Below are 25698 nucleotides of genomic sequence, written 5' to 3'. Positions count from 1 at the left end.
TTCTCCCTCCCAAGATTATAATAGTCAAATAAAAGAATCGATTAGGAGGATCGTGGAATTATGGCGCAAATTATAGCGGAGGCAAGCCTCGTAGCCTTGAATGTCGGCAAGCCTGTACCCATAGCACATGGCTCAAAGGAGATCCTATCAGGGATTTTTAAAAAGTCCTCTGAAATGGCGCATACCCTTACCTTTACGGGGCTGAATGGCGACGGACAAGGTGATCTGGTCAACCATGGCGGTCCGGATAAAGCCGTTTGTGTATATTTCGAGCAGCGTTACTCCTATTGGCGCGAGCAGCTGGAGAAGCCGCTTGAATATGGGGCTTTCGGCGAAAATTTCACCTTGTCGAACTGGACGGAGGACGATTTGTGCATCGGCGATATCGTTGCAGCCGGTGAAGTAGTTCTACAGGTCAGCCAGCCTAGGCAGCCTTGCTTTAAACTAGGTTTAAGGCATCAGCAGCCGGAATTACCCGGGCACGTACAGCGCAATGGCTACACCGGATTTTATTTCCGGGTGCTTCAAGAGGGCAAGATCAAAGCGGGAACGACATTTGCCATTACGCATAAACACCCCGCGTGCAAGTCGATTGCCGAAGCGAATCGTGTCATGTATATAGATAAAGAGGATGTACAAGGCATCCGCGAGCTGCTGGAAGTAGAGGAGCTCGCAGCTAGCTGGCAGCAGCAGCTTGGAAAAAGACTAGCAAAGCTGATGAACGAAGGGCAAGGAGGAAATACGGATTGAGCGACAGCTTAGATTTTACCGCCTATTTGAAAGAATACGAGTTTCATGAGTTATGCGAGGTAGAGAACTGGGAAAGCGGTATGAATAATACGACCCGAATGGTAACCTCAGGTGGTCAAAGGTTCGTTCTGCGAATCTATAATAACCATAAGGATGCGGACATCGTCAGGTTGGAGCATGAGGTGCTCGCTGAACTAAAGAGGCAAGAGATTTCCTTTGCGGTGCCGGTTCCAGTACGCAATAAGCAAGGCGATACGGTCACCACAGCGAAGGACGGCACGTTATCTTCGTTGTTTCATTACATTGAAGGGGATCGGCCATCCGTTGCCAATACCGCTCATGTCTATGCGCTAGGAATTACAGCAGCTGAGCTGACTAAAGCATTAGGACGCATTCAACCAACGCGGAAGCCGATGTATAGTCCTTATTACCAATTAGAAAGTACTTATGCAACAATGGATGGAGCCGCATTCTTAGCGATGGCTGACCGCTCTGAGCAGCTTGCAGCGAGAAGATCCAGTTTCATTGCTCTAAACGAGGAACGTCAAAGGTTGTCGGCTGAGTGCGATCAGCTTGCACGGCTTCCGCAGCAGTGGATTCATGGCGATTTGGTGTTTAATAATACGGTTTCACAAGGCGATGCGATTATCGGTGTGCTCGATTTTGAATTCGCGACGGTTGATGTAAGAGCGATGGAGCTAGCCGTTATTATCGTTGACCTTATCAAACCCGGGGATTCGTCATTTCATGAGCAAATAAAGCTGCTGCTTCAAGGTTATCGGAGTGCGCTTTCTTTATCCGAGCAGGAGGATAAGCAATTATCGTCCTTAATGAAATTGCGTTTGCTTGATGTCGCGCTGCATTTTGCCGTTCGCTTAAGAGATCAATTAGACAAAGAGGAAGTATTATGCGGCATAATAGATCAATCGATGTTTGGCTGCAAGTGGATCAATGACAATTGGGAGGATGAAACGGATGAGTTTAGCTAAAGCGCTAGGATATGGCGAAGGTGACAAGCTTCTTCTAATCAACGCGGACGATTATGGATTATGTCATTCGGTAAATAGCGGCATCCAGCAATTGCTGCTTGAAAATACGGTTAGCTCGGCAACTTTAATGATGCCCTGCGGCTGGGCTAGGGAAGCGGCGCTTTGGAGCGCGAGAAATCCGCAAATCGATGTTGGCGTTCATTTTACGTTTACGAGCGAATGGGATCTATATCGCTGGGGACCGGTCAATCGCAAAGGAAGTACGGCCTCGCTAGTTACGAATGAGAATTATTTTCCAAAGGACAGCAAAACCTTCGAGCAGCAAGCTGATCCCGAGCAGGTCAAGCAGGAGCTGATTGCCCAAGTGGAGATGGCGCTTGCCATGGGGATGAAGCCATCGCATGCCGATAACCATATGGGCAGCCTCTATGGCTTAGCGACAGGGCGCAATTTCTTAGCTACCGTGCTTGATGTATGCGCTTCCTATGGTTTGCCTTTCCGTTTGCCTCGTTACTTGCTGCAAGAAAACGGTCAGGTAGCGCCGCCAGAGCTTGCCGAGCAAGCAAGGCAGCTTGCTCAGCTAGCCGACTCCAAGGGAGTCGTCATACTTGACTATTTGGTTGGGCTTCCGTTCCAATTACAGGATGGCGAAGATTTTAATTCTTTAAAATCGAGCATGACACAGCTATTAAAGAGCCTGCATCCAGGGGTAACCGAGCTCATCATTCATCCATCACTCGTTACGGATGAGCTAAATGCTTTCCATGCTCAGCCGATTAAGCGGGGAATGGAACTCGAGCTGTTCCGCGACGCTGAAATCAGACAGACGCTGCAGGATGAAGGCATTCGCATGATCCGCTGGCGTGAGCTTCAGAAGCTGCAGCGCGACCGTACCGGATTTACAACCTAACCTAAACGAAGGAGCTGACCTATGTCTTTTGAAGCCATCAAACAATTAACCGAACAGGTTAAAGCCAATATAGGCCGCGTAATCGTAGGGAAAGAAGAAGTTGTTGATTTGCTTTTAATTGGACTTATTACTTCTGGCCATGTGCTGCTTGAGGATGTTCCGGGGACAGGGAAGACGCTGCTCGCCAAATCACTTGCCAAATCGCTCGCACTCACCTTTAGGCGCATACAGTTTACGCCCGATTTGCTTCCGTCTGACTTAAGCGGCATTCATTTCTATAATCAAAAAATAAGCGAATTTGAGTTTCGGGCAGGGCCGTTATTTACGAATCTGCTGCTTGCCGATGAGATTAACCGCGCGACGCCAAGGACGCAATCAAGCTTACTTGAATGTATGGAAGAGCGCCAAATCAGCATTGACGGGGAAACGAAGCAGCTCGAGCGTCCCTTTATGGTAATCGCTACTCAAAATCCGGTTGAGCACCAAGGCACATTTCCATTGCCAGAGGCCCAGCTAGATCGTTTCCTCTTTAAAATAAAAATGGGCTATCCGACGACGGAGGAAGGCTTGCAGCTGCTCAAACGATTTAAAGACCAAGATCCGCTCTCCAAACTTGAACCGGTGGCAGACATTGACGTCATTCAGAAGGCGCAGCTGGCTTACACAGCCGTAAGAGTAACGGATGACGTGCTGAACTATTTGCTGCAAGTCGTGGAGCAAACGCGCAAGCGCGATGAAGTTTCCGTTGGCGTAAGTCCCCGGGGCAGCCAAGCGCTCTTGCGCGCTTCTCAGGTTCATGCCATTTTGCGAGGCCGCGATTTCGTTACGCCGGATGATGTGAAAGCTATGGCAAAGCCTGTGCTTGCTCACCGATTGGCGATCAGAGGGATGCAGCGCAGCGCTAACCAGGCCGATTCCATCATCGATGATATCATTCGTTTGACGCCCGTGCCTGCTGAGGCCGGCGTGACGGTCCGTTAGGCGGCCGTCCGATGATCCTATTCTGGTTTATCGTTGCCGCGTTTGGAATCGTATACGTACAGGGCCAAGTGTTCCAACGATTTGTGCTTCGGCGCATGAAGTATGAGCGGCGCTTCACAAGCAAATCCGCTTACCGCGGTGAACAGGTTGAGCTAATCGAGGAAATGGCTAATGCGAAGTGGCTGCCGGTACCGTGGCTTCGCGTCGAGTCGCAGCTCTCCACGCACTTGCACTTTCAGCGGCTCGAAAATTTTTCGGTGAGCAGCGGGCAGCTTTATCAAAATCATAAAAGCTTCTTCAGCCTCTCGCCATATACGAAAATCACGCGCAAGCATCGCATCACATGCGCAAAGCGCGGCTGGTACAAGCTTCAGACGGTTACGCTTACCGGAGGCGATTTGCTTGGCCTATCAAAAGCGTCTGAGCAGCTAACGCTATCAGGAGAGCTGCTCGTCTATCCGAAGCCGGCTCAGGTTCCTATTCATGAATTGCCCTACCATAGCTGGCAAGGCGATCAATCGGTACGACGCTGGATCATTAGCGATCCATTCATCATAGCAGGCGTTCGCGATTATCAAGCTGGGGACACCTACAAGCAGATCAACTGGAAAGCAACAGCAAAGACGGGAAATCTTCAAGTGCATCAATATGATTTTACCGCCGACCGCAGGTTGATGATTTATTTGAATGTGGACGATGCGGAGGGCATGTGGCGCAGCGTGACCGATCTGGATTTAATCGAGAGAGGGATCGAGTGGGCGGCCGGAGCGGCAGAAGCAGTCATTCAGCAAGGGATGGAGGTCGGTTTTGCGGCTAACATGCCTATTGCAGGCAAGCGAGAAAGCGTTCACATTGAGCCGCGCGGCGGACATGAGCACCTGATTGGCATTTTGGAGGAAATGGCGAAGCTTGAGATTGAGCGTACGGAGCTGTTTCACCGTCTGATCGAACGGGAAGCGATAAGCGGTTACAGCGAACGTGATGTTCTTATGATTACTTCCTATTGGAACGATGAACTGGAGCAGCAAGCGGATCAGCTTCGATATAATGGCAATGCTGTAGCGGTATGGCTGCTTACGGAAAACGCGCTGACGGAAGATGACGAGGGCAAACCGCAATCCCAGTCGTATAGGGAAGAGGTGGGCGCATGAGCGATGCGAGGAAGCGTGCACTCTCTTTGAAGACGCTTGGACAAGGTGTCATTGAACTATTTTTCTACTTGCCGGTATTCATGGTTATAGCGATTTACCTGCTGCCAGAGACCGAGTTATGGACGTGGATTGCAACATTGCCGTTGGGTTACTGGGCTGCATCGTTATTGATCGGAAAATGGTCCAGGCTTCGCTACGGCGTGAGGCTGCTTCTAGCATTGGCCATTGGCGGATTGCACGGAATATGGTTCATTGGCGCAGCGGCAAATGAGCTTGATATCGTCGCTATGGTCGTATGCAGCTTCGCTGCCGCCCTCGTTGCATGGAGAGGCATGTCTGCACAGTTAAGAGGCTGGTCAGAGTCGTTTCCGAATACACAATTGCTGATTGGCGTCATGCTCTATGTCGCTGCCCAACCCTTGAAGCTAATATTGTTTAAAAAGCTAGCCGATTATAACGGTATTCTTATCGTTTGCGGGATTGCTGCCGTTATCTTATTTTTCTTCTTTGCGAATGAGCGGCATTTGAACAGCGAGACGATCGATACTGGCAAAACACCGGCAACACTCGCCTTTAAACGCCAAAACCGGCTGTTGATGATCATCGTCGTCGCGATCATAAGCATACTCGCATTATTTAGACAAATTCAGCAGGCGATTGAACGATTCTTTCATTCGGTTATCGAACGAATCATGGATTGGTTGAATCAGCCTAAGGAACAATCGCCGACGGAAGAGCCTCCGAGCAATGCGCAGCCGCCTGAGATGCCAACCGAAGAGGTCAAGCCGCCATCGGACTTCATGCTGCTGCTGGAGCAAATATTAAAAATAATCGGTATCGCTTTTGTCATTATCATCGCTTGTATTTTGTTGTATTTCTTGCTCAAAAAGCTGTATCAATGGGCGAAGGTAATCGCGGCCAAGCTTCAGGAACGCAGTGCAGACAGCCGCAAAGGGGCAGAGGGCTACACGGATGAGGTTGAAAGCTTAATGACATTAATCAATTTGCGCGAGCAAATGGGCAACCGGCTTAAGAAGCTGCTGCCGAAGAGGCGATCGCAAGCTGGGGAATGGAATACGCTCACATCAAATACGGAAAAAATCAGATATTTGTACAAAATGATCCTTCGTACGGGAGCCGAGCAGGGCTATCCAGTTAACGCCGCCCTGACGCCCCGCGAAACGGCTGATGATTTGGAGAATTGGAAGGCAGGCAGGCTTAAACAAGCCGGCATGCACTCCTTCATCGGCATTTACGAGGAAGTCCGTTATGGCGATAAAGAGCCGAACGATCAGCAGGTGAATGCCTTTAAGAAGCAGTTGGAGAACAAATGCTAGAAAGAACAGAGGAAACGACAGGCAAAATGGCGTGCAAATTGACTTTCAATTTGGCACGCCATTTTGATTTATTTTTCGGAAGGGGGCGTGCGTCATCAATGCTCGAACGATGGTTTTATTTCTGATTTTTACAGCTTTGATATCGATAATAAGCGGATGTACGGATTCCATCACGGATACCAAAACCGAACAGAAAATAAAGATTGTTCAAAACCCCACCTCATCCATGATCATAGTAAAAGTAGAAACCGATGGAATGGCTTCAGGGTCGGTCTATGATCACCCTCATCCATTTGGGATGGGGAACGAAGTGTTGGTGGATTCGAATGATTATGAGAAAAACAAAGTATCGAGAGGCGACATTGTTTTATTTAAAACGAAAAACAACGGAAAAGATATTGCAAGGATTGTAGGGCTGCCTGGTGAAGCCATAACGATAAAAAAAGGGCCAAGTCTATATTAACGGAAAAAAATTAGACGCGTTTTATGGCGATGACTCCACATCCAGCCGCAATGATTCCATGGATACGCCATTGAAATTGAAAGAAAATGAATATTATATTTTGGCGGATGTCCGTTGGAGAGGGTTCAATGACAGCCAGTCCGTAAGCGATTCTAAAGGCTCATTAACCATTAATCGTGAATTCATTTACTGCTCATAATATGCTCAGCGATTTTCCGGCCGTGATAGCGTCCCGATTCAATGAAAATTTCATTCGCTTCATGCCGCGAAGCAACGACGCCGGCAAGATAGATGCCGGGTACATTCGTTTCCATCGTCTCTTGATCAAAGGTAGGATAACCTTCCTCCTCCATCGTTACCCCAGTCGCGTTAAGGAAGTTGCGATCCGGGTGGAAGCCGGTAAGCGCCAAAACAAAATCATTCGGCAATTGCCTAACGCCTTCAGGCCCATGCACGGTTATCGAATTGTAGCCGATTTCGACCACTTTTGATTGGAACAGCATATTGATGAGTCCATTGTTCACTTTGCTTTGAAAGCCCGGCTTCACCCAAGGTTTGATGCTGGTGGAGTAATCCTCGCCGCGATAAACGACCGTTACTTCTGCGCCAACGCGCTCCAGCTCAAGCGCTGCATCGATCGCCGAGTTGCTGCCGCCAATAATGGCAACCTTCATGCCGACATAAGGATGCGATTCGCGGAAAAAATGGCTGACCTTGTCGAGCTGCTCACCAGGAATGCCAAGCTCGTTCGGATGGTCAAAATAACCCGTCGCGATCACGACATACCGGCTTTTGTAAAGACGCTTTTGTCCAAAACGGTCCTCGCCCTCTAAAATGTAAGCACCGTCTTCTGGCGTAATGCTCGTAATTGCCTCATAAGCTTGCACGCGAACACGATGGCGCTGAGCGGCTGTCCGGTAATAATTTAAAGCTTCCAGCCTAGATGGCTTGTCATTGGCGGTCGTGAAGGGGATATCACCTATTTCAAGCTTTTCCGGCGTGCTGAAAAAATGCATATACGTCGGATATTGCGAGATGGAATGCACGATATTACGTTTTTCTATGACAAGGGGATGGAGTCCGATTTTTTCAAGCTCGATCGCTGCTGCCAAACCGCAAGGACCTGCTCCAATAATGATCGCTTCTTCAATTTGCATATGTAGTACCTCCTAAAATATGACGAAGCTAGTGCTGCTTCTATTATAACGCTTCACGAACATTTTACTGCGCGGCGCACATATTGTGCAAATTTGGTGTTTTGACTATCTTGTACAGGTAAAGGAATATTGTATAATAATGTGGAACCGTTCTTATTAAACAAATCATGTCATAAGAAGCTAGTATTCGTACCTATTTTGATTGGAGGAGATCACATGCGGCGGCGTTTTGTAATAGAAGCAGTATTGGTGGCAACGTATGGGCATCTTCTTGTACCTAGTCGTCCGATAGATTATGTCGTGCCTTATTCATCCATCGCAGAGCTTTATGAAATGAGAGATGGAACCGATCCTGTCATGGATGATCCAGACGATGACGGACATGTAAAAAACAAAATAAACGAGCTGATTACTTTTTTTGAAGACTCGTTAAATCGGAAAAAAATTGAAAAAGCAATGCAGGTGCCTTGGAGAGTAAGCTCGCCATTGCTCCTCAATGACACGATACAGTTTACCGTTGTGCATGCGGTCGATAACGCGCATTATGGCGAAATGTTCGATCCGATTGAAACCGAGCTGCTGCTTACGGGCTTAAAGCTGAATTTGCCTTTGCTCTCCGATCAATTCGAGTTTCAGGATAAGCTGATAGAAGCAGAGGTACCGGTACAAATTTATGATATTGAGGATTTTGAATTTGCAGTCGAAGAAGGCATTTCCACAAATGATATGGATTTGCCGCTAGAGTCGGACAGGTTTTAAAAATTTATTTCCAAACCCCTCTTGCGCGGAGACGGAATCAGATGTTAAGATTTGGGTGGGCTAGGAAGAAATGAACAATCGGAATACGAAAAGGGGGGCTTAAGGATGTTTAACAATTGGACTTTTAATTATGACGGCGGCGCGCAGAGCAACAATCGTTTTTATATGTCCAATCAAACATGCCGACTGGCCTGCCTTCGTGCACTGGTGTCGACGTAGCAATTTTGCGCCGTTGCTTGCCATCATACGAAGATCTCAAGCCAAATGGGGCTTGAGGTCTTTTTTAGTTTCCTACAGGAAAGGGGTTGTCTTATGAAAACGCTGTTACGGTTGATGATTTACGTAAGACCAAGTGCCAAATGGGTGTTTATAGCAGTAACCATTATGATTTTTGCGACGATATTCGATTTGGTTGCGCCTTGGATTTTGAGAGAAATTTTTGATGAAGGCATCGCGAAGCGGGATATGGGCGTAGTCATCGCGCTAACGCTTGCGCTTGCTGGCATTCAGGCGCTAAAGAGCGCGGGTATGTTTGTTCAGGGGTATTCGCAAGAGCTCGTTGGTCAAAATGTGGTGTTCAAGCTTCGCAAAGAGCTTTATGAGCATTTGCAGCGCTTGTCATTCTCGTATTATGACCGGGCGCAAACGGGGCAGCTGATGTCTAGAATGACCGGGGATATTGAAGCGGTAAAAAATTTCGTCGGGTTTGGCGCGATGAATTTATTTACGGGCATGCTCACCTTTATTGGGACGATCATCTTTATGATGTCGATGCAATGGAAGGTTACGGTAATCAGCTTGATTACCATTCCGTTTATTTTGTTCGTCTTGTTTCGTTTTAACCATAAGGTTGGTCCAGCATGGTCTAACATTCGTGAGCAAATGGGCCGTCTGACAACAACGCTGCAAGAGAACATATCCGGCATCCGTGTCGTCAAATCGTTCGCGACCGAGTCGGTTGAGCAGCGGAAATTCGCTGAACGGAACGAGCAAAACTTCGATACGAATATGGAGCGCGCCAAGCTTGAGGCGAAAGCATTCCCATTAATGGGCTTCTACGGCGGCGTTACCTTTGTCATGATGATTTGGATTGGAGCGATCTTTGTCGTGCGCGATGAGATGTCGCTAGGCACGTTTATGGCATTCCAGTGGTATACATGGGGCATTATTTGGCCGCTGAACATGCTCGGCTGGCAAATCAATATTTTCCAGCAAGCGATCAAAGCGGCTCCGCGCGTATTCGAAGTGCTTGATACGCCAATCGACATCGAGAATCCCGCGCAAGCAAAAGAAACGAGCAATATGAACGGAAATGTGATGTTCGAAGGCGTTACCTTCCATTTTGCCGATCAAGATCCCTCCAAGGATAAGCCGATACTCGACGATGTTTCCTTTGAGGTGGAGCAGGGCGAGGTAATTGGTGTGCTTGGCGCAACAGGCTCTGGCAAGAGCAGCCTGATCGGCTTGCTGTCGCGATTCTATGATGTATCTGGAGGCAGAGTGCTCATCGATGGCGTAGATGTGCGTCAGTATGAGCTTGACGGCTTGCGCAGAAGCGTCGGTATCGTGCCGCAGGAAACCTTTCTTTTCTCCGCATCGATTCGCGATAACATCGCCTACGGCTATCCTGAAGCGACGCAGGAGCAGGTTGAGGATGCCGCCCGCAAATCGCAAATTCATGCTTTTATTGAAAGCATGCCGGACGGCTATGATACGCGCATCGGAGAACGCGGGGTCGGCTTATCAGGCGGTCAACGCCAGCGTGTAGCGCTGGCGCGCGCGATTCTAATGGACCCGCCGATTCTCGTGCTGGATGAAGCGACAGCAAGCGTGGATACGGCGACAGAATCGGCGATTCACGAGGCTTTGCTGGAAGTTATGAAGGGGCGGACGACGTTTATTATCGCGCAGCGGCTCTCCTCCATTCAGCATGCAGACCGAATTATCGTGCTGGAGAACGGTCGTTTGACCGAGCAGGGCACACATAAGGAATTAAATGAAGGCAATGGCTTCTTCCGTCAATTGTTTGACCGTCAGAAGCAAATCGCTCATCAATAGAAAAGAGGTGAATCCATGAGCCAAGTCGAGTGGGATTCGGATGCTGAAGTTGAAGAGAAGCCGTTTAATGGCAAATATATGCGGCGGATGCTTCAGTACCTGATCCCTTATCGCAAATTAATGACAGGGGTCGTTATTATCGTCCTCATTAATATGCTGTTAAGCCTATCTGAACCTATTATTCTTGCTTATCTGATCGATAAAGGCATTATGGCCAAGGATTATACCGTTATCCATGTGCTTGGCGCGGTGCTGCTTGGCATTAAGCTCATTGGCTGGCTGTTTAGCTGGATGCACACGAGATGGATCAATTTTACCGGCCAACGCATTTTGTTTGATTTGCGCCAGCAACTATTTAATCATTTGCAATCGTTATCGTTTCGTTTCTTTGACGGACGTCCAGCCGGTAAAATCATGTCTCGCATTACAAATGATACGAACGCTATTGGCGAGCTGATTAATGGCGGATTAATTACGATGGTTATGGAAGTAACGCATCTTCTAGGCATCGTCATTATTTTGGTATGGATGGATTGGCAGCTAGCGCTGCTTTCCTTCATCATGCTGCCGTTGCTTTATTTTATCGTGGCAAAGCTCCGTCCAAAAATCGAGGGCTCTTGGTCGCGTTCGCGGTCGACGATGTCGTCCATTAACGGGAATTTGAACGAAACGATTCAAGGAATTCGGGTCATTCAAGCTTTCTCCCGGCAGCGGACGAACAATGAACGGTTTAATGGCATCAACACGCGCAACAAGCAGGCTTTCATGCGGGCTATTACGCTAGAATCTACCGTATATCCGCTGGTCGAAATGATCGGGATGATCGGTACTTGCATCGTCGTATGGTATGGCGCGATGCGCGTCATGGACGATGTCTTAACGCTTGGTTTTATTATGGCGTTCATCAATTATTTGTGGCGTTTCTGGGGTCCGCTTAGCGCACTGTCAAAGGTATACAGCCAATTGCTGTCGGCAATGGCTTCCGCGGAGCGTATATTTGAAGTGCTGGATACCGATCCGGAAGTGAAAAACAGCAGCAAGGCTCGCGAGCTTCCGCAGGTTCGTGGCGAAGTGACCTTCGACAATGGATCCTTCCGTTATGAGGAAAATAAACCTGATGTCCTGCAAAATGTCTCCTTTCACGTGAAGCCGGGACAGCGGGTCGCATTGGTAGGGCCAACCGGAGCGGGAAAAAGCACGATCGTCAATTTGTTAATGCGGTTTTATGATGCTTCGGAAGGTGCCGTTCTTATAGACGGAACGGATGTTAAGCAGGCTACGCTTGAATCGCTGCGCAAGCAGATGGGGATCGTGCTGCAGGATTCCTTTATTTTCGCAGGAACGGTCGAGCAGAATATGCGATACGGCAACGAAGAGGCGACCGAAGAGCAGCTGCTCCGGGCAGCGGAGAGCGTTCGACTAGACCGTGTCGTCACCAAGCTGTCGGACGGCTATCAGACGGAGCTGGAGGAGCGCGGCTCGAAGCTTTCCGTAGGGCAGAGGCAGCTGCTGGCATTTGGCCGCGTGCTGCTGTCCGATCCAAGAATCCTGATCCTAGACGAGGCTACATCGAGCGTCGATACGGAGACGGAGCAGCATATCCAAGAGGCATTGCAGACGCTTCTGGCAGGAAGAACGGCATTTATTATTGCGCATCGCTTATCGACGATTAAGGATGCAGACTTAATTCTGGTCGTTGAGAATGGCCGGATCGCTGAACAAGGCTCGCATGCAGAATTAATGAAGCAAGGCGGCATTTATGCCAATCTTATCCTTACGCAGCTTTCGATGCAGGAATCCGTTATTTTGCAAACGAGCAGCTAAGCAGAATAAATGTTAGAAAAAAAGAGGGCGGACCAAGCAAGCGTGAAAGCAACGCTAGCTTGACTCGTCCTCTTTTTTCGTGCGATCGATCGCTTGCGCCATCGTTTTATCGGTCAAATGAGCATAGATTTGCGTCGTTTCGGGCGATGCATGTCCGAGCTGCTCTTGCGTTTTGTAAATATCATTCCGCAGGTAGTAGTCGGTAGCGAAGCTATGCCGCAGCTTATGGACAGACAAATAAGGCTTGCCAAAGCGCTTTGCATATTTGATGACCATTTCTTGTATGGCTCTTTTGGTCATGCGCGAGCCTTCTTGCTTGCCGTTGGCAATTGCGAGAAACAACGCTTTTTCACGTTTAGGAGCCTTGTATCGCACTTCTCGCAGCGTCATATAAGCCTGCAAATCCTCAACTGCCTCTTGGCGGAAGTAGACGGGGGTTTTGAACGTATCATCATTTTTACCTTTGCGATAAACGTAGCATAACTTTTTCTTTAGATCGATATCGTCAATATTCAAGTTTACAAGCTCCGAAACACGCAGTCCCGAGTGTAAAATGAAGCTTATAATACAAGCATCACGCGTCATATTCAGCTCATAAGAGTAGAGCGCTTGTTTATTCGAGGCTACATCCGTGCCGTAGTGCTGCTTGATATAAGCCATAAACTCCGATATTTCCTCATCTTGAAGCAGCTTGCCTTCCAGTTTGGCGGCAGTGTCCTTAGGCTTATGAGTACGCTTTATCGCTACCTTCGCCATTACGTTGCGCTTCAGCAGCGGATAAAACTCCTCGTCCTCGGCAATTTGACTTAAATAATGAAACAACGAACGGAGGGAGGAGAGCTTGCGAGAGATCGTTGTTTTGCTGTTGCGCTCCTCTTTATACGTCGATAAATACATGCGGAAACCGTCAATGCTGTCCATATGAAGCTTTTCCAGCTCCAGTAATGCGACATCCTTCAATTGGGTAGCTTCTGAAAGCCCCTCCGCCATGAGCCAATGGAGAAACGTTTCATAATCTCTCATATATTCGACAAGGGAGGAGGGGGATAGATCCGGCAGCTTATAATTAATAAATTTTTCGATATACCAGGGCATAGAGGGTAGCTTCTTGTCGAGCTCTTCACGATCCTTTTGTTTCAAAATATTAATAAAAGTCACCCCTTTTGATGAATTGTCAAATTACTTCACGGCATTAAAAAAACATAATAATAATTATGTAAACAAAAATTGTTTTTAAACGAGAAGGAATAGGTTCATTGTAACAAGAGAGGAAGGGACGGACAACGGAAATAGGGATATTCAGCCAAAAAAAACAAGCCTCTTCCCGAGAGGCTTGTTTTTCTAAAACCAAAATTAAACGTTAATAGCTGTAAAACGTTGATTTGGAAATTGAGGACGTTCGATTTCGTCAAGCAGGATGGAAGCATAGTCTTCCATGCTTAGCTTGCTCTCATGATTATCGTTCAGAAGGAAATGGTCATTGCCGAGCTTCACTTTGCCTGTTTTTTCGCCTGGTTCAAAAATTGCCGCAGGACTGAAAAACGTCCATTTCAGCTCTTTTTCACCGCGAAGCACATCAAGCTGATCGCTTTGCGCTTTGGCGGTTGCATAATAGATAGCTGGGAACTCAGGTGTCTCTAATAGACGTGTTCCATTGTCGTCTACAAGAAGGCTGCCGGCGCCGCCAACGTTGTAAAGGACCGTATCTGGCGTTTGTTTAAGAACGGCGATCAAATGTTTAATTACGTCAACGTGTTGTTGTTCAGCGCCTGGTTTTGCAGAGAAGGAATTGACGACGGCATCGAACCCTGCAAGCTCTGCGCCCGTTTCGAATACATCCTTAACCAAAACCTCGATACCTTGCGTGCTTGCAAGCTTGGAAGGATCACGAACGATGGCGGTTACTTGATGGCCCCGACTTTTTGCTTCCTCCACAATACGGCTTCCTGCACGGCCTGCTGCCCCGATAACAGCTATTTTCATTTTAAAAACTCCTTTTTTCTCATGTAGTAAAGCTTAATATTAAGAAGGCAATCATGTAACAATTATAGTTACAACAAAATTAAAAATAAAAGGCGACTGCCTTCGCTTCATGTAACTATTATAGTTACAACTATGTTCATAAGTCAATCATTTGCTCTAAATCTTTACAAAACATTCATTTAGTAAATCTATGTAATTTTAGGTTCTCGGTTACAATTCGAAAGTAACTGTGCTAAAATCGTACGAGTCAGTCGACCAGCTGCCAATCTTAATATGCTTTGCATAAAATTTGTGTGGTTTTTAAAATAGGGAGGTTTTGCTTTTATGATGAATATAAAATTCATACCATATAGTATGGCACTAATTCTTGTTTTTATGATGGCATTTGGCATTCCAATGAAAGCCGTACAGGCCGCATCACCAGCAACATTAAAAGTCGGGAGTTCAGGGCCTGATGTTCCTGATTTACAATATCGACTAAAGACGTTAGGTTATTTTAACAAGGATGTTACGACCTACTTTGGCACAACGACACTTGATTCCTTGAAACGATTCCAGAAAGCATACGGAATTGGGGTTGATGGCGTCGCTGGCAAGAAGACTTGGGAAACGCTCAAGAAGGTTTCGGTGAACAAAAGCGAGCTTGATATGCTCGCAAGAATCATTTATGCCGAAGCACGCGGTGAATCATATAAGGGGCAGGTGGCGGTAGGTGCTGTAGTCATGAACAGAATGGCATCCTCGAGCTTCCCTAATTCGATCAAAGGCGTTATCGAGCAGCCGAGGGCATTTACAGCAGTTGATGATGGTCAGTACAACCTAACGCCAGACAAAACAGCTTATCAGGCAGCACAAGAGGCGGTTAAGGGCTACGATCCAACGAATGGGGCTTTGTATTATTTTAACCCAGAAACAGCAACATCCGATTGGATTTGGTCACGCAAGCAAACGATTAAAATTGGCCGACATATATTTGCAGTTTAATAAAAATGCGATGCTCACCAGCAAACGAAATTGCTTGCGGTGAGCATCGCTTTTTCTTTTTTTCTTAAAATTTGTCGAAAAGCTGTTTTCATAGTCGTAACTAAACGTGTTACAATATAAAATAAAGCATCACACTTTTATTGAAAAATTATCGGAGGTGTCCATTATGAAAGTAGAAATTTGGTCGGATTATGTATGTCCGTTCTGTTATATAGGCAAAAGAAAGTTTGAGCAGGCGCTTGAGAAATTCGCTCACAAGGATCAAATCGAGGTTATGTTCCGCAGCTTTGAGCTGGATCCAAGCGCTGATCCAGACTCCAACATAAGCACGTACAGCATGCTTGCTTCCAAATATGGCATGAGCATCGAAAAGGCAAAAGAAACGACGGCTAACGTGGCGGAGCAAGCTGCCGCAGTCGGCATTGCTTTCCAATTTGAAGGTACGGTGTCTACCAATACTTTTGACGCTCACCGACTCGTACATTTCGCGGCACAACAGGGCAAGGATAAAGAGATGTCCGAAAAATTGTTCAAAGGCTATTTCACAGATGGTGAAAATGTCGGCAACCGCGAGCGCTTAGCCGTGCTAGCAGCTGAAGTTGGACTGGATGCTGCGGTTGTAGCTCAAATGCTCCAAACGGATCAATTCGCCGATGCTGTCCGCGCTGAAGAAGAGGAAGGCAGCAATCTTGGCATTCGCGGCGTTCCATTCTACGTCGTTGACCGCAAATATGCCGTTTCCGGCGCTCAATCTCCAGCGGTATTTTTGGATACGCTGAACAAAGCCTGGGAAGAGAAGCATCCTGCTTTCATACAAGTAAATGAAGGGGACGCTGACGTCGTTTGTTCGGACGGTTATTGCGCTCCGGATTCCTCAAAGTCATAATCAATCAGAAGTAAAGGCGGTCTGCTTATGGATGATTCTACGAGCAAGAACAGCTGTGCCATTCAGCGGGTTGGTAAAATCATTAAATTAGAGGATCAGACGGTTATTATGCTTATTAATGGAAAACAAATAGACGTTCCACTCACAAAGATCGCCGGGGAAATTGTTCCCGGCGATTTGGTTGTCTGGAGCGGTAAAAGCTGGAGCAGAAAATCGGATATTGTTTAGGTTATAATGAAGTATGGCAGCATTTTAAAAAATAAGCTAATTGTCTGGAATGCCGTCTCGCCTTATAATAGATAACGGCAAAGAAGTCAGATGCTCGTCATTGTGCACTGATACGCTAATGTATAGGAGGAATTAATCGTGACAGTTGAACAGCAACGACTGCTTGTGTTCGCAGGTTCCTATGCGGAAGCAGAGGAGAGCGGCGTTTATGTGTATGCTTTCGATGAGGAATCGGGAACATTAACGTTGACCGATGAGTTTGCAGGTCTCAAAAATCCGACGTTTCTTAATGTAGATGCTAACCGCAAGCTATTGTACGCCATCGCTGAGACCGTGAATGATGCTGGAGTGAAAGTTGGCGAAGCAGCTGCTTTTTCAATTGATGCCGCCAAAGGCTCCATTCAGTTGATCAACCGTGAAATAACGGTTAATTCGACGACTTGCCACATTCAACGTGATGCAAACAGCCGGTTTTTGACGGTTACAAGCTACCATGGCGGAATGATCGGACTTCTTGAGATTACAGAAGACGGAGCCATTGGACAAGTACTTGATGTTCAGCAGCATGAAGGCAGCAACCAGCATCCTGAACGCCAGGATCGTCCGCATCCCCATTCCTCGTTCTACAGCTCTGATGGCCGATATTTACTCGTATCAGACTTGGGACTTGATCGGATCGTTACATACGCGTTGGATGCTGCAAACGGTAAGCTTGTTCGTCAGAGCGAAGTTGCGCTTCATCCTGGAGCAGGCCCGCGACATTTGACGTTCCATCCGGACGGAAAGCACGTCTATGTCATTAATGAGGTCGATTCAACCATTACTTCGTTTTCCTACGATAGTAAAACCGGTGAATTAAAGGCATTGGAAACGGTAAGTACGCTTCCTGCCTCATTTGCAGACGAAAATTCATGTGCCGAAATTACGATTTCTGCTGACGGCAAATATGTGTACGGATCTAATCGCGGTCATGACAGCATCGTTGTTTTTGCTGTTGACGGCGAGACAGGCTTATTGTCGCTTGTGCAGCATATTTCGGTCGAAGGCGGCCATCCGCGCCACTTCGCATTGACGCCAAGCGGGCGTTACTTGCTTGCAGCAAACCGTGATACGAACAATATTGCTGTCTTTACGGTTGATAAAGACAATGGAAAACTATTCTTTACTGGTAAAAGCGTTACAGTACCTAAACCGGTATGTGTCGTTCCTATTTATTTAACGGTATAAACAATTAATAGCATTAGTAAAGAGATGAAAAGGGGAAACATAAGCGTGGCTACTAGCGAAGACGATAAACCGAAATTAAAAGCAACAAAAATTTTCAAATGCAAAAATCCGGACTGCAAAGCTTGGGTGAGAGATGAGTTTGCGGCTACCGAGCAAGCTTGCCCTATCTGCAAAGGCCCAATGCTTAGAAGCATGCGCCATTTGCCAGCTGTGCAGAACAAACCGAAACCTCAGCCACGCAAACCAAAATCGGATTATTGATTCGAAAATAAAAAGTCCCAATCCATTCGTACAATTTGGATTGGGACTTTTTTCGTTTAGAAAAACGCAAATGCTGGACTTCCCTGTGTCCGAATATGTTACGATAGACATACCAAATGATGACAGGACGGTACTTAAGCATGCTCTTTTATTTTTTAGCCTTATTCACAGCATCTGTTATCGTAATATTAAACAACCGAAAGGGCGAATCGAATCGATGGGCGGCTTTTTTCTTATGCTGCGCCTCGATTGGAGGTCTGTCCGACATATTTAATGATAGCAAGCTGCCCGAAGCAGTCGAACTGGTGCAATTTCTCAACTACACTTTAACGCCCTTTGGCGTTCTCGTATTCAGCATAATCTATTCTAGAGCCATAGATTCGAAACGAGCAAGAAGCAAGGCTAAATGGTTACTGGCGCTGCCGATCGTTCTTATGGCTGGKCTTGAATGGTTAAACGTTAATAAGCAATGGTTTTTCAACTTTCTGCTTTTGTGGAGCGCTCCTTATTATTTGATTGCATGTTATTTATTAGTTTCTTCGTTTTGGAAAGAGCGTGATGCAAGGTTAAAGCGCAGTCGGTTTATAACCGTTATTATCATTGTTCCGACGCTGCTTGGCGTTCTATTTTTCATTTATGTGGCGAAGGTCATTTCCCCGGACTTTGAATTTTTTAATTATATTTCGGTTTTTATGATTTACTCGCTTGCGGTCGCATTGCTTTGCACATTTATGTACGGTGTCCTTGGCGTCAAGCTGCGCTTTGAGCATGATCCGCTGGAGGGAACGATGAGGGCAGTCAGTACGGGCGCTGCCATGCTGAATCATACGATTAAGAACGAGATTGGCAAAATCGCCATTAGCACCGAAAATTTAAGAAGCATAATTCCCGATTCGAATGAACAGACCAAGCTGCATATGCAAATTATTACGAATGCTTCGGCCCATATGCTTGAGATGATGAGCCGCATTCACAGCCAAATGAAGGATATTACACTAGTGGAAGAGCCTGTGGAGCTAGATAACCTCATCGAACAGTGTCTTATGCAAAATAAGGGTTTAATGAACAAACGGGGTATTTCTGTAAATGAAAATTATGAGGTGTGTCCCAAGCTCCTGTGTGATGCGACTCATGTCAGCGAAGCGCTGGGCAACGTGCTGATGAATGCTTGTGAAGCGATGCCAAGCGGGGGATTGATTACGATAAGGCTTGCCGCGCATAAAAGCGGGATTATTTTGTCTGTACAAGATAGCGGGGTAGGCATATCGGAAGATAAGCTACGGCAAGTTTTTGATCCTTTTTATAGCAGCGGGAAGAGCGGCAAAAATTTTGGACTGGGGCTGTCCTATGTCTATAACGTTATGCAGAAGAGCGGAGCAAAAGTGGAGCTTGCCAGCCAAGAAGGCCACGGAACACGGGTAGCCTTTATATGGCCGCGCAGAAAGCTACTCTAAAGATGGATTGTGGAGGGAATAGTCTTGAGCCATATTAAAGTGTTTATTGTAGAAGATGACGAGGATTGGTTAAAAGCACTCTCTTCCTTTCTGAATCGAGAGCCTGATTTGCTAGTTGTCGGGACTGCCGTGAACTCGAACGAAGCGCTCAGCATGGCTCGGACGATTGTCTTTGACGTTATCTTGATGGATATTCAACTCGAGGGCAGCAAGCTTGATGGCATTCAAACCGCGATGATGATGCATGAGCATTCAGCAGCCAAAATCATTATGTTAACGTCATTAAATGATGAACAATCGATGACGCGGTCTTTTACGGCAGGCGCGTTGCAGTACTTAGAGAAAACACGCTTTCAGGAGCTTCCGCAAACGATTCGCAGCGTCTATCATCATCCTGCTCCAATGGAGGCTTTGCTTAAGGAGCTTGCGCGCCTGAAGCGCGAGGAGCAGCTAAAGGATTTGACAGGTGCTGAACGCGAGGTGTTCGAGCTCATTGAAGCGGGCTACACCCAATCGCAAATCGAGCAAAAGCTGTTCAAAGCCGAAAGCACGCTCAAAAATCAGGTCAACAAAATGCTGAAAAAGTTTGGCGTTCGAAGCAGCAAAGAAGCGATTGAGAAGGTTAGAAGAAGAGGGCTGTTCCAGCGTGAGGATAAAGAATAGCGCTCTGGCAGCTCGCGATAGGGAGAGGGGTACTACGAAACGTAGTACCCCTTTGCGCGTTGTACTATAAAAGTTGGAACTGCCGAAGCTGCAGCACTCGCGGTTAAAATGAGTAAGAGAGGAAGCGAGGAAAATGAGTCGGACTAGCGCAAACCAAGATGAGCCTGCTATTTTGCTAATCGATGGACGGTGCCTGCTTTGTAATCGAATCACTATTTTTGTAGCGAAAAGGGATAAAGCGAAAGCATTCCGGTTTGCCATGCTGCAATCATCAGTCGGGATACGGCTTTTAATAAATGGAAAGCTGTCTACACATGATTATGACACGTTCGTGATGGTTCAAGATGGCCGTTATTATACGAAGTCGGATGCGGCTTTGCGTGTTTTGCGCAGGCTTGGCGGCTGGTGGCGGCTCATGTATCTGTTTATCGCCTTGCCGCGAGCATGGAGGAATGTCGTTTATGATTTTGTTGCGAATAACCGCTATAAGTGGTTTGGACAGACTGACGTTTGCATGCTGCCATCGCCAGAGCTGATCGCGCGTTTTATCGAAGATGGCGTACAAGTAGAAGGCACGGGGGAAATGCCGGATGAAAAAAAAACCGATCTACGTTGAGCTGGATATCCACACGACGTTAGAGGAGCTATGGGAGCATACGCAATCGCCAATGCTTCATCAGCAGTGGGATCTTCGTTTCTCGGAAATTAGCTATTTGCCAAAACTAAATGAGCATGAAAAACAAAATTTTTTATATGAGACCAGAATCGGGTTCGGATTAAAAATAAAAGGCACAGGTGAAACGAGCCATTCGCCTGCACCTAGTCTGTCCGAACGATTATCAGTGTTATCCTTTGCTTCGGAGCAGCCGGTTTCACTTATCCGCCATGGCGGCGGATATTGGAAGTACAAGGTCAATAACAACGAGGTTACTTTTATGACCTTATTCGATTATCGTACGCGTTTTGGAGTTGCCGGGCGCTTGCTGGACCGATTTATTTTCCGGCCTTTGTTCGGTTACGCGACTGCATGGAGCTTCGATCGGCTGCGCATTTGGCTGGAACAGAAAATACCGCCTTCTGTCACTGCCGAGCGGGCAATCACCCATTATGTGAGCGTTATTTTTATTATGCTGCTATGGCTCTATGAAGGAATTGTGCCTAAGCTTCTTTATCCAGATGCAGGAGAGCTGACCTTAATGAAGCAAGTCGGCTGGTTTGCAGGAAATGAGCTATTAATGGTTCATTTTATAGGTATAGGGGAAGTTGCTTTCGGAATCATATCAGCTATATTTCATAGAAAAAACGGCATTTATATCGCTCAAATCCTGCTGCTGCTTGTGCTTACTCTACCAGCTCTTCTATATGACTCTCGGGTGCTGATGTCGCCCTTTAACCCGTTAACGCTCGCATTGCCGATGATTGGCTTATGCTTGATTGCAAGGTGGAGCGGACGGCATTTGCCGCAAGCAAGCCGCTGCAAGCGACATTTCAAATAGACTCAGATATGAGGGGGAGTTCATCATGCGTTCGATCTATGAGCAAGTGCTTGGTGCCGACTTTTACAAGCTTCATCCCCGGATTCAGCAGCGGTTCGGCTTTTGCAGCGAACATAAGACGGCATCGATTGGGCATGGCGTGATGAAGCGGATATGGTTCAACAAGCTTGTTGCGCTGCCCTTGTTTATCGGGACGTTTCGGCATATCATGTTCCCGCAGGGCGGAAGGGATATCCCATTCACCATCGAAAACTATGCGTACATCGATCGGTTCGGACGCGAGACGGTTACATGGATTCGTAAATTCAAGTTTCCACGCTCGGTTAGACATTTTGATGCAACGATGGTGTATAGCAGGCAAAGGGAGCTTATTGTCGATTATTTAGGCAATAAACAGCATCTGGCGGTAGACCTTGACATAAGCGCAGCTGCGAACGGAGGCATTCGGATTCGCTCTGGCGAGCAGCGATTCTACGAGGGCTGGCTGCAGTTCCGTTTTCCCAAATTATTTACCGGCTGTGCTGAAGTAAATGAGTGGTATGATGACGGCAAGCGTTGTTACAAAATTACGGTTGACGTTCGGAATCCGATTATTGGGCAAATATTTCGTTATGAAGGCGCCTTTCAAGCCAGTTTTATTAAGACAGAGCCAGAAGCGATTCCCGTTGGGATTCAGCCGCTGCGGGATGAAAGCAGGGAATAGGCGGCAGCAGCCGTTTATTCCTTTTTGTCACTTCATAGCTAGTCGTTGTATAATAGCGATAGAGACAATAGGAATGATGGTTAAGCTTGCGTTTCGTTAGCAGCTGAGTCAATGGGAATGGAGTTCGTGACCGATGAAAAGATTCAAAAAGTTTTATATAGAAACGACAAGCATCTGCAATTTATCTTGCAGCTTTTGTCCTCCTACGCTTCGTGCAAAGGGATTCATTAAAGTAGAGGATTTCAAAAAAACGCTCGACCAAATTAAGCCGCATACCGATTATATCTACTTTCATGTGAAGGGCGAGCCGATGCTTCATCCGAAGATGGACGAGCTGCTCGATATCAGCCATGAGAAGGGCTTCAAAGTAAATATTACGTCTAACGGAACGCTTATTACGAAAAATAAAGAAAAGCTGTTAAATAAACCGGCGCTGCGCCAAATTAATTTCTCCCTTCATAGCTTTGATGGCCATGCCGGATCAACCAATAAAGAAGGTTATCTGGCTGAAATCCTGTCGTTCGTGAAGGAAGCGGTAGCGAGCAGCAACATCATTATTTCTTTCCGATTATGGAATCTGGATATGGACAACGAAACGAATCAGCAGAAGAACAAAAACCGCGAGCTGCTCGGCATGATTGAGAAGGCGTTTGATCTTGATTATAAAATCGAAGAGAAGTTTATTCCCGGCTCAGGCGTAAAAATTGCGGAACGCATTTACTTAAACCAAGATCCGGAGTTCAAGTGGCCGGATTTAAAGGAGCCTGAGTATAACGGCAAAGGGTTCTGTCATGCGTTGCGCAATCAAGCAGGCATTCTCATAGATGGAACGGTGATCCCTTGCTGCTTGGATGGCGAAGGTGTCATCAACCTTGGCAACATCCACGATACGCATTTCTCCGACATTATTGAGAATGAGCGGGCGACAAACCTCTATGAAGGCTTCTCCAGAAGGGAAGCAGTCGAGGAGCTTTGCCGCAAATGCGGTTACCGTCAGCGTTTTGGCTGATAATCCTGAGTAATTTGAGTCGTCGTTTAGCCCATTGCGGGCTGGCGGCGATTTTTTTATGTCTAGCAGAGGAAGAATTGCTACTAAACGACTAACCGCCAGCAAGTTTCAAAAAACGTCATGAGCGAATAATTTGTGACTTTGGAGGTTTGTTGGAAGAGGGTATTTTATGTTATGATTTGAAAGGTTCTGCTCTATACCGTTTTTCTATCATTTATAAAGTTAGGAGATTCAAGCACACATGGACTTTTTGACCATCTTAAAAGCGATTATTCTGGGAATTGTGGAAGGTTTGACGGAGTTTGCGCCAGTATCATCAACGGGACATATGGTCATAGTAGACGATATGTGGCTTCAATCGGAGCAGTATTTGACGAAATACGTAGCGAATACGTTCAAAATCGTCATCCAGCTAGGATCGATTCTAGCAGTTGTCATTATTTTCCGGAACCGGTTCATTGATTTACTAGGTTTAGGCCGTGGCAGCAAGACAGCAAGCCAGTCAACGTCTGGGCCGCAAAAAAAGCTGAAGCTTACGCATGTTATCGTTGGCCTTATTCCAGCGGGTGTGTTCGGTCTCCTGTTCGATGACTACATCGATGAGTATTTGTTCTCAATTCGGACCGTGCTTGTCGGCCTCGTTATCGGTGCCGTATTTATGATTATTGCGGATCGCCTAAGACCGGCGAAACCAAAGGTGGAAACGGTGGATCAAATTTCGTACAAGCAAGCACTTTCGGTCGGCTTGATTCAGTGTTTATCGCTCTGGCCGGGCTTCTCGCGTTCGGGATCAACGATCTCAGGCGGGGTACTGCTTGGGATGAGTCACCGAGCAGCGGCAGACTTTACGTTTATTATGGCCGTTCCGATCATGGCGGGCGCAAGCTTGCTGTCGCTCGCGAAAAACTGGGAATACTTCACGCTGGACTCCTTGCCTTTCTTTATTGCAGGTTTTCTGAGCGCATTCGTATTTGCTCTACTCTCGATTCGCTTCTTCTTAAAGCTCATTAACAGAATCAAGCTGGTTCCCTTCGCGATCTATCGGATCGTGCTTGCAGCGGTTATCTATATCGTATATTTCTAAAAAAAATGACGAATGGCCTGCATCCCATCAGAGGGAGCAGGCCATTATTGCTTTTTGAGGAGGTCACCTCGTTTTTTGAGCTTCGTAAATACCGATTCGTCCGGAGCATGAGAAAGCAATCACGCATCCGATAAATAAATAGATAGCTCCATCGCCGCCAAACAGTTCAATTCCCATTATGAAGCAAGCGATTGGCGTCTTAGCTGCGCCGCTGAATACCGAGACAAACCCAATGGCAGCCAATAACGGAACGGGTGTTGCAAGCAAGCCGGCAAGCGCGCTGCCGAGCGTTGCGCCAATGACAAAAAGCGGCGTTACTTCACCGCCTTGGAAGCCTGTACCAAGGGTGATAGCCGTAAATATCGTTTTTAGAAGAAATACAAGCGGTGATACGGCTTCATGGAATGATTGCTGGATAAGCGGTATGCCAAGTCCCAAACAATGACGCGTGCCTAGCGCATACACCAGAGCTATGATGATGAAACCGCCGATCACGCTTTTCAAGACGGGGTGGCTGAACCATTTGCTAAATAACTGCTTAAGCCTGCGAGTAAGCTGTGTGAATAACAGGGCGGCCAAACCGAATAAAACGGAGGCAGCAACGACCTTAACCAGCAGCAGCCAGTCGAGCGGAGGTACCGCACCGATTGAGTAATGAAGATGCTTAATGCCCCAGGCTGCGGCGGTCAAATGACCGACATAGCTGGCGATAAAGCAAGGCAGCAGCGCTTCATAGCTAATGAGTCCGATAGTAAGTACCTCTAAACCAAATAGCGTGCCTGCAAGCGGTGTGCCGAACACAGCGCCAAAGCCGCTGCTGATCCCGCACATCAGAATGATTTTACGATCGAGCCGATCTAATTTGAATCGTTGGCCAACCCATTCGGATAAGCTTCCGCCCATTTGAACGGCCGTTCCTTCCCGGCCAGCGGAGCCGCCTAGCAAATGGGTTGTAAGTGTCCCGAATAAAACGAGAGGAGCCATTCTTAAAGGAATTGCGCCATCGCCGGAGTGAATTTGCTCGATAATTAAGTTATTTCCTCTTCCGGATTCATTGCCGAATTTCATGTAAAGATAGCTTACTAATGCGCCGCCTGCCGGAAGCAGCCATAGCAGCCATGGATGATCCATTCGCGTCTCCGTAACCCAGTCGAGGCTAGTTAGGAAAAAAGCGGAGGCAGAGCCGGACAAGACACCAACCGTTCCTGCGATCAGGAGCCATTTTAACGCAAATTTAATGATCGTGAGCGGTGTTAGCGTCCTTGCTTCAAGCATGATAAACTCCTTTAGCTTCCATGAATAAATGAGAAATGCTGTTAACCTATAATAGCTATTATACAA

Annotated in this window: 26 protein-coding genes; 22 read left to right on the top strand and 4 right to left on the bottom strand. The window is 47.0% G+C overall.

What is annotated here, in order from left to right:
• The first annotated feature begins 60 nt into the window (after nucleotides 1-60).
• The 7 genes from ADU23_RS24745 (at nucleotide 61) to ADU23_RS24715 (ending at nucleotide 6581) form a co-directional block, all read left to right on the top strand.
• Nucleotides 61-750, top strand: a complete 690-nt coding sequence (locus ADU23_RS24745) for an MOSC domain-containing protein (RefSeq protein WP_053376187.1) — start codon at nucleotides 61-63, stop codon at nucleotides 748-750.
• Entirely contained in the window at nucleotides 747-1739 is a 993-nt protein-coding gene (locus ADU23_RS24740) for a phosphotransferase (RefSeq protein ID WP_053376186.1), read from the top strand. The genes ADU23_RS24745 and ADU23_RS24740 overlap by 4 nt, the downstream gene beginning before the upstream one ends.
• Nucleotides 1726-2649, top strand: coding sequence for a polysaccharide deacetylase family protein (locus ADU23_RS24735; RefSeq protein WP_053376185.1), 924 nt, complete (start codon nucleotides 1726-1728; stop codon nucleotides 2647-2649). The genes ADU23_RS24740 and ADU23_RS24735 overlap by 14 nt, the downstream gene beginning before the upstream one ends.
• A gap of 21 nt (nucleotides 2650-2670) precedes the next feature.
• Nucleotides 2671-3630 carry an AAA family ATPase gene (locus tag ADU23_RS24730; RefSeq protein ID WP_053376184.1) on the top strand — a complete coding sequence of 320 codons (960 nt, stop codon included), beginning with the start codon at nucleotides 2671-2673 and terminating at the stop codon, nucleotides 3628-3630.
• Nucleotides 3631-3641: 11 nt separating this feature from the next.
• Nucleotides 3642-4781, top strand: a complete 1140-nt coding sequence (locus ADU23_RS24725) for a DUF58 domain-containing protein (protein WP_053376183.1) — start codon at nucleotides 3642-3644, stop codon at nucleotides 4779-4781.
• On the top strand, nucleotides 4778-6118 hold the full coding sequence (locus tag ADU23_RS24720) for a DUF4129 domain-containing protein (RefSeq protein ID WP_053376182.1): 1341 nt from the start codon (nucleotides 4778-4780) through the stop codon (nucleotides 6116-6118). The genes ADU23_RS24725 and ADU23_RS24720 overlap by 4 nt, the downstream gene beginning before the upstream one ends.
• Before the next feature lie 109 nt (nucleotides 6119-6227).
• Nucleotides 6228-6581 carry a S26 family signal peptidase gene (locus ADU23_RS24715; protein WP_053376181.1) on the top strand — a complete coding sequence of 118 codons (354 nt, stop codon included), beginning with the start codon at nucleotides 6228-6230 and terminating at the stop codon, nucleotides 6579-6581.
• Between the two features lie 182 nt (nucleotides 6582-6763).
• Here the strand turns inward: ADU23_RS24715 and ADU23_RS24710 are convergent, their stop codons facing one another.
• A complete protein-coding gene (locus tag ADU23_RS24710; protein WP_176707669.1) occupies nucleotides 6764-7738 on the bottom strand; it encodes a YpdA family putative bacillithiol disulfide reductase in 975 nt (324 codons plus the stop codon).
• A 216-nt stretch (nucleotides 7739-7954) separates the two neighbouring features.
• On the opposite strand from ADU23_RS24710, the gene ADU23_RS24705 reads away from it, so the two are divergent.
• The 3 genes from ADU23_RS24705 (at nucleotide 7955) to ADU23_RS24695 (ending at nucleotide 12379) form a co-directional block, all read left to right on the top strand.
• Nucleotides 7955-8497, top strand: coding sequence for a hypothetical protein (locus tag ADU23_RS24705; protein WP_053376180.1), 543 nt, complete (start codon nucleotides 7955-7957; stop codon nucleotides 8495-8497).
• A 312-nt stretch (nucleotides 8498-8809) separates the two neighbouring features.
• Nucleotides 8810-10555 carry an ABC transporter ATP-binding protein gene (locus ADU23_RS24700; RefSeq protein ID WP_053376179.1) on the top strand — a complete coding sequence of 582 codons (1746 nt, stop codon included), beginning with the start codon at nucleotides 8810-8812 and terminating at the stop codon, nucleotides 10553-10555.
• 15 nt (nucleotides 10556-10570) lie between these two features.
• Nucleotides 10571-12379, top strand: a complete 1809-nt coding sequence (locus ADU23_RS24695; RefSeq protein WP_053376178.1) for an ABC transporter ATP-binding protein — start codon at nucleotides 10571-10573, stop codon at nucleotides 12377-12379.
• Nucleotides 12380-12433: 54 nt separating this feature from the next.
• On the opposite strand, the gene xerS is transcribed toward ADU23_RS24695, so the two are convergent.
• Complete coding sequence (xerS, locus tag ADU23_RS24690; protein ID WP_053377814.1) at nucleotides 12434-13528, bottom strand: tyrosine recombinase XerS; 1095 nt, start codon at nucleotides 13526-13528, stop codon at nucleotides 12434-12436.
• A 204-nt stretch (nucleotides 13529-13732) separates the two neighbouring features.
• Nucleotides 13733-14362 carry an NAD(P)-dependent oxidoreductase gene (locus ADU23_RS24685; protein WP_053376177.1) on the bottom strand — a complete coding sequence of 210 codons (630 nt, stop codon included), beginning with the start codon at nucleotides 14360-14362 and terminating at the stop codon, nucleotides 13733-13735.
• A 327-nt stretch (nucleotides 14363-14689) separates the two neighbouring features.
• On the opposite strand from ADU23_RS24685, the gene sleB reads away from it, so the two are divergent.
• The 12 genes from sleB to ADU23_RS24625 all read left to right on the top strand — a co-directional run bounded on the left by sleB (nucleotide 14690) and on the right by ADU23_RS24625 (nucleotide 24357).
• A complete protein-coding gene (sleB, locus tag ADU23_RS24680) occupies nucleotides 14690-15346 on the top strand; it encodes a spore cortex-lytic enzyme (protein ID WP_082311322.1) in 657 nt (218 codons plus the stop codon).
• Between the two features lie 166 nt (nucleotides 15347-15512).
• Nucleotides 15513-16232 (top strand): DsbA family oxidoreductase, encoded by a 720-nt coding sequence (locus ADU23_RS24675; RefSeq protein ID WP_053376176.1) that lies wholly within the window; start codon nucleotides 15513-15515, stop codon nucleotides 16230-16232.
• A gap of 27 nt (nucleotides 16233-16259) precedes the next feature.
• Nucleotides 16260-16460 carry a hypothetical protein gene (locus ADU23_RS24670; protein WP_053376175.1) on the top strand — a complete coding sequence of 67 codons (201 nt, stop codon included), beginning with the start codon at nucleotides 16260-16262 and terminating at the stop codon, nucleotides 16458-16460.
• A 138-nt stretch (nucleotides 16461-16598) separates the two neighbouring features.
• On the top strand, nucleotides 16599-17687 hold the full coding sequence (locus tag ADU23_RS24665) for a lactonase family protein (protein ID WP_053376174.1): 1089 nt from the start codon (nucleotides 16599-16601) through the stop codon (nucleotides 17685-17687).
• A gap of 24 nt (nucleotides 17688-17711) precedes the next feature.
• Entirely contained in the window at nucleotides 17712-17948 is a 237-nt protein-coding gene (locus ADU23_RS24660; protein ID WP_053376173.1) for a cold-inducible protein YdjO-related protein, read from the top strand.
• A gap of 140 nt (nucleotides 17949-18088) precedes the next feature.
• Nucleotides 18089-19402 (top strand): sensor histidine kinase, encoded by a 1314-nt coding sequence (locus ADU23_RS24655; protein WP_053376172.1) that lies wholly within the window; start codon nucleotides 18089-18091, stop codon nucleotides 19400-19402.
• A gap of 24 nt (nucleotides 19403-19426) precedes the next feature.
• Nucleotides 19427-20065 (top strand): response regulator transcription factor, encoded by a 639-nt coding sequence (locus ADU23_RS24650; RefSeq protein WP_053376171.1) that lies wholly within the window; start codon nucleotides 19427-19429, stop codon nucleotides 20063-20065.
• Nucleotides 20066-20198: 133 nt separating this feature from the next.
• Nucleotides 20199-20681: a thiol-disulfide oxidoreductase DCC family protein gene (locus ADU23_RS24645; RefSeq protein ID WP_063846099.1), complete on the top strand. Its 483-nt coding sequence runs from the start codon at nucleotides 20199-20201 to the stop codon at nucleotides 20679-20681.
• A complete protein-coding gene (locus ADU23_RS24640; protein WP_053376170.1) occupies nucleotides 20656-21561 on the top strand; it encodes a DoxX-like family protein in 906 nt (301 codons plus the stop codon). Before ADU23_RS24645 ends, ADU23_RS24640 begins: the two co-directional genes overlap by 26 nt.
• Nucleotides 21562-21586: 25 nt before the next feature.
• Nucleotides 21587-22264, top strand: a complete 678-nt coding sequence (locus ADU23_RS24635) for a DUF4166 domain-containing protein (protein ID WP_053376169.1) — start codon at nucleotides 21587-21589, stop codon at nucleotides 22262-22264.
• A gap of 133 nt (nucleotides 22265-22397) precedes the next feature.
• Nucleotides 22398-23273, top strand: coding sequence for a radical SAM/SPASM domain-containing protein (locus ADU23_RS24630; protein WP_053376168.1), 876 nt, complete (start codon nucleotides 22398-22400; stop codon nucleotides 23271-23273).
• Nucleotides 23274-23514: 241 nt separating this feature from the next.
• Nucleotides 23515-24357, top strand: a complete 843-nt coding sequence (locus ADU23_RS24625; protein WP_053376167.1) for an undecaprenyl-diphosphate phosphatase — start codon at nucleotides 23515-23517, stop codon at nucleotides 24355-24357.
• A gap of 63 nt (nucleotides 24358-24420) precedes the next feature.
• On the opposite strand, the gene ADU23_RS24620 is transcribed toward ADU23_RS24625, so the two are convergent.
• Nucleotides 24421-25632 carry a voltage-gated chloride channel family protein gene (locus ADU23_RS24620; protein WP_053376166.1) on the bottom strand — a complete coding sequence of 404 codons (1212 nt, stop codon included), beginning with the start codon at nucleotides 25630-25632 and terminating at the stop codon, nucleotides 24421-24423.
• Nucleotides 25633-25698: the final 66 nt, after the last annotated feature.

Origin of the sequence: Paenibacillus sp. FJAT-27812 (assembly GCF_001273905.1) — a bacterium.
In the GTDB taxonomy this organism is placed as follows: domain Bacteria; phylum Bacillota; class Bacilli; order Paenibacillales; family Paenibacillaceae; genus Pristimantibacillus.
The sequence above is the reverse complement of the archived record's forward strand: the minus strand, read 5'-3'. Positions and strand labels throughout refer to the sequence as shown.

Coding starts and splice junctions, on each gene's coding strand:
- ADU23_RS24695 (WP_053376178.1), top strand. CDS start 10,571: ATGAGCCAAGTCGAGTGGGATTCGGATGCTGAAGTTGAAGAGAAGCCG.
- ADU23_RS24705 (WP_053376180.1), top strand. CDS start 7,955: ATGCGGCGGCGTTTTGTAATAGAAGCAGTATTGGTGGCAACGTATGGG.
- ADU23_RS24625 (WP_053376167.1), top strand. CDS start 23,515: ATGGACTTTTTGACCATCTTAAAAGCGATTATTCTGGGAATTGTGGAA.
- ADU23_RS24640 (WP_053376170.1), top strand. CDS start 20,656: ATGAAAAAAAAACCGATCTACGTTGAGCTGGATATCCACACGACGTTA.
- ADU23_RS24745 (WP_053376187.1), top strand. CDS start 61: ATGGCGCAAATTATAGCGGAGGCAAGCCTCGTAGCCTTGAATGTCGGC.
- ADU23_RS24630 (WP_053376168.1), top strand. CDS start 22,398: ATGAAAAGATTCAAAAAGTTTTATATAGAAACGACAAGCATCTGCAAT.
- ADU23_RS24720 (WP_053376182.1), top strand. CDS start 4,778: ATGAGCGATGCGAGGAAGCGTGCACTCTCTTTGAAGACGCTTGGACAA.
- ADU23_RS24660 (WP_053376173.1), top strand. CDS start 17,712: ATGAAAAGGGGAAACATAAGCGTGGCTACTAGCGAAGACGATAAACCG.
- ADU23_RS24675 (WP_053376176.1), top strand. CDS start 15,513: ATGAAAGTAGAAATTTGGTCGGATTATGTATGTCCGTTCTGTTATATA.
- ADU23_RS24670 (WP_053376175.1), top strand. CDS start 16,260: ATGGATGATTCTACGAGCAAGAACAGCTGTGCCATTCAGCGGGTTGGT.
- ADU23_RS24700 (WP_053376179.1), top strand. CDS start 8,810: ATGAAAACGCTGTTACGGTTGATGATTTACGTAAGACCAAGTGCCAAA.
- ADU23_RS24635 (WP_053376169.1), top strand. CDS start 21,587: ATGCGTTCGATCTATGAGCAAGTGCTTGGTGCCGACTTTTACAAGCTT.
- sleB (WP_082311322.1), top strand. CDS start 14,690: ATGAATATAAAATTCATACCATATAGTATGGCACTAATTCTTGTTTTT.
- ADU23_RS24725 (WP_053376183.1), top strand. CDS start 3,642: ATGATCCTATTCTGGTTTATCGTTGCCGCGTTTGGAATCGTATACGTA.
- ADU23_RS24645 (WP_063846099.1), top strand. CDS start 20,199: ATGAGTCGGACTAGCGCAAACCAAGATGAGCCTGCTATTTTGCTAATC.
- ADU23_RS24685 (WP_053376177.1), bottom strand. CDS start 14,362: ATGAAAATAGCTGTTATCGGGGCAGCAGGCCGTGCAGGAAGCCGTATT.
- ADU23_RS24730 (WP_053376184.1), top strand. CDS start 2,671: ATGTCTTTTGAAGCCATCAAACAATTAACCGAACAGGTTAAAGCCAAT.
- ADU23_RS24620 (WP_053376166.1), bottom strand. CDS start 25,632: ATGCTTGAAGCAAGGACGCTAACACCGCTCACGATCATTAAATTTGCG.
- ADU23_RS24735 (WP_053376185.1), top strand. CDS start 1,726: ATGAGTTTAGCTAAAGCGCTAGGATATGGCGAAGGTGACAAGCTTCTT.
- ADU23_RS24715 (WP_053376181.1), top strand. CDS start 6,228: ATGGTTTTATTTCTGATTTTTACAGCTTTGATATCGATAATAAGCGGA.
- ADU23_RS24710 (WP_176707669.1), bottom strand. CDS start 7,738: ATGCAAATTGAAGAAGCGATCATTATTGGAGCAGGTCCTTGCGGTTTG.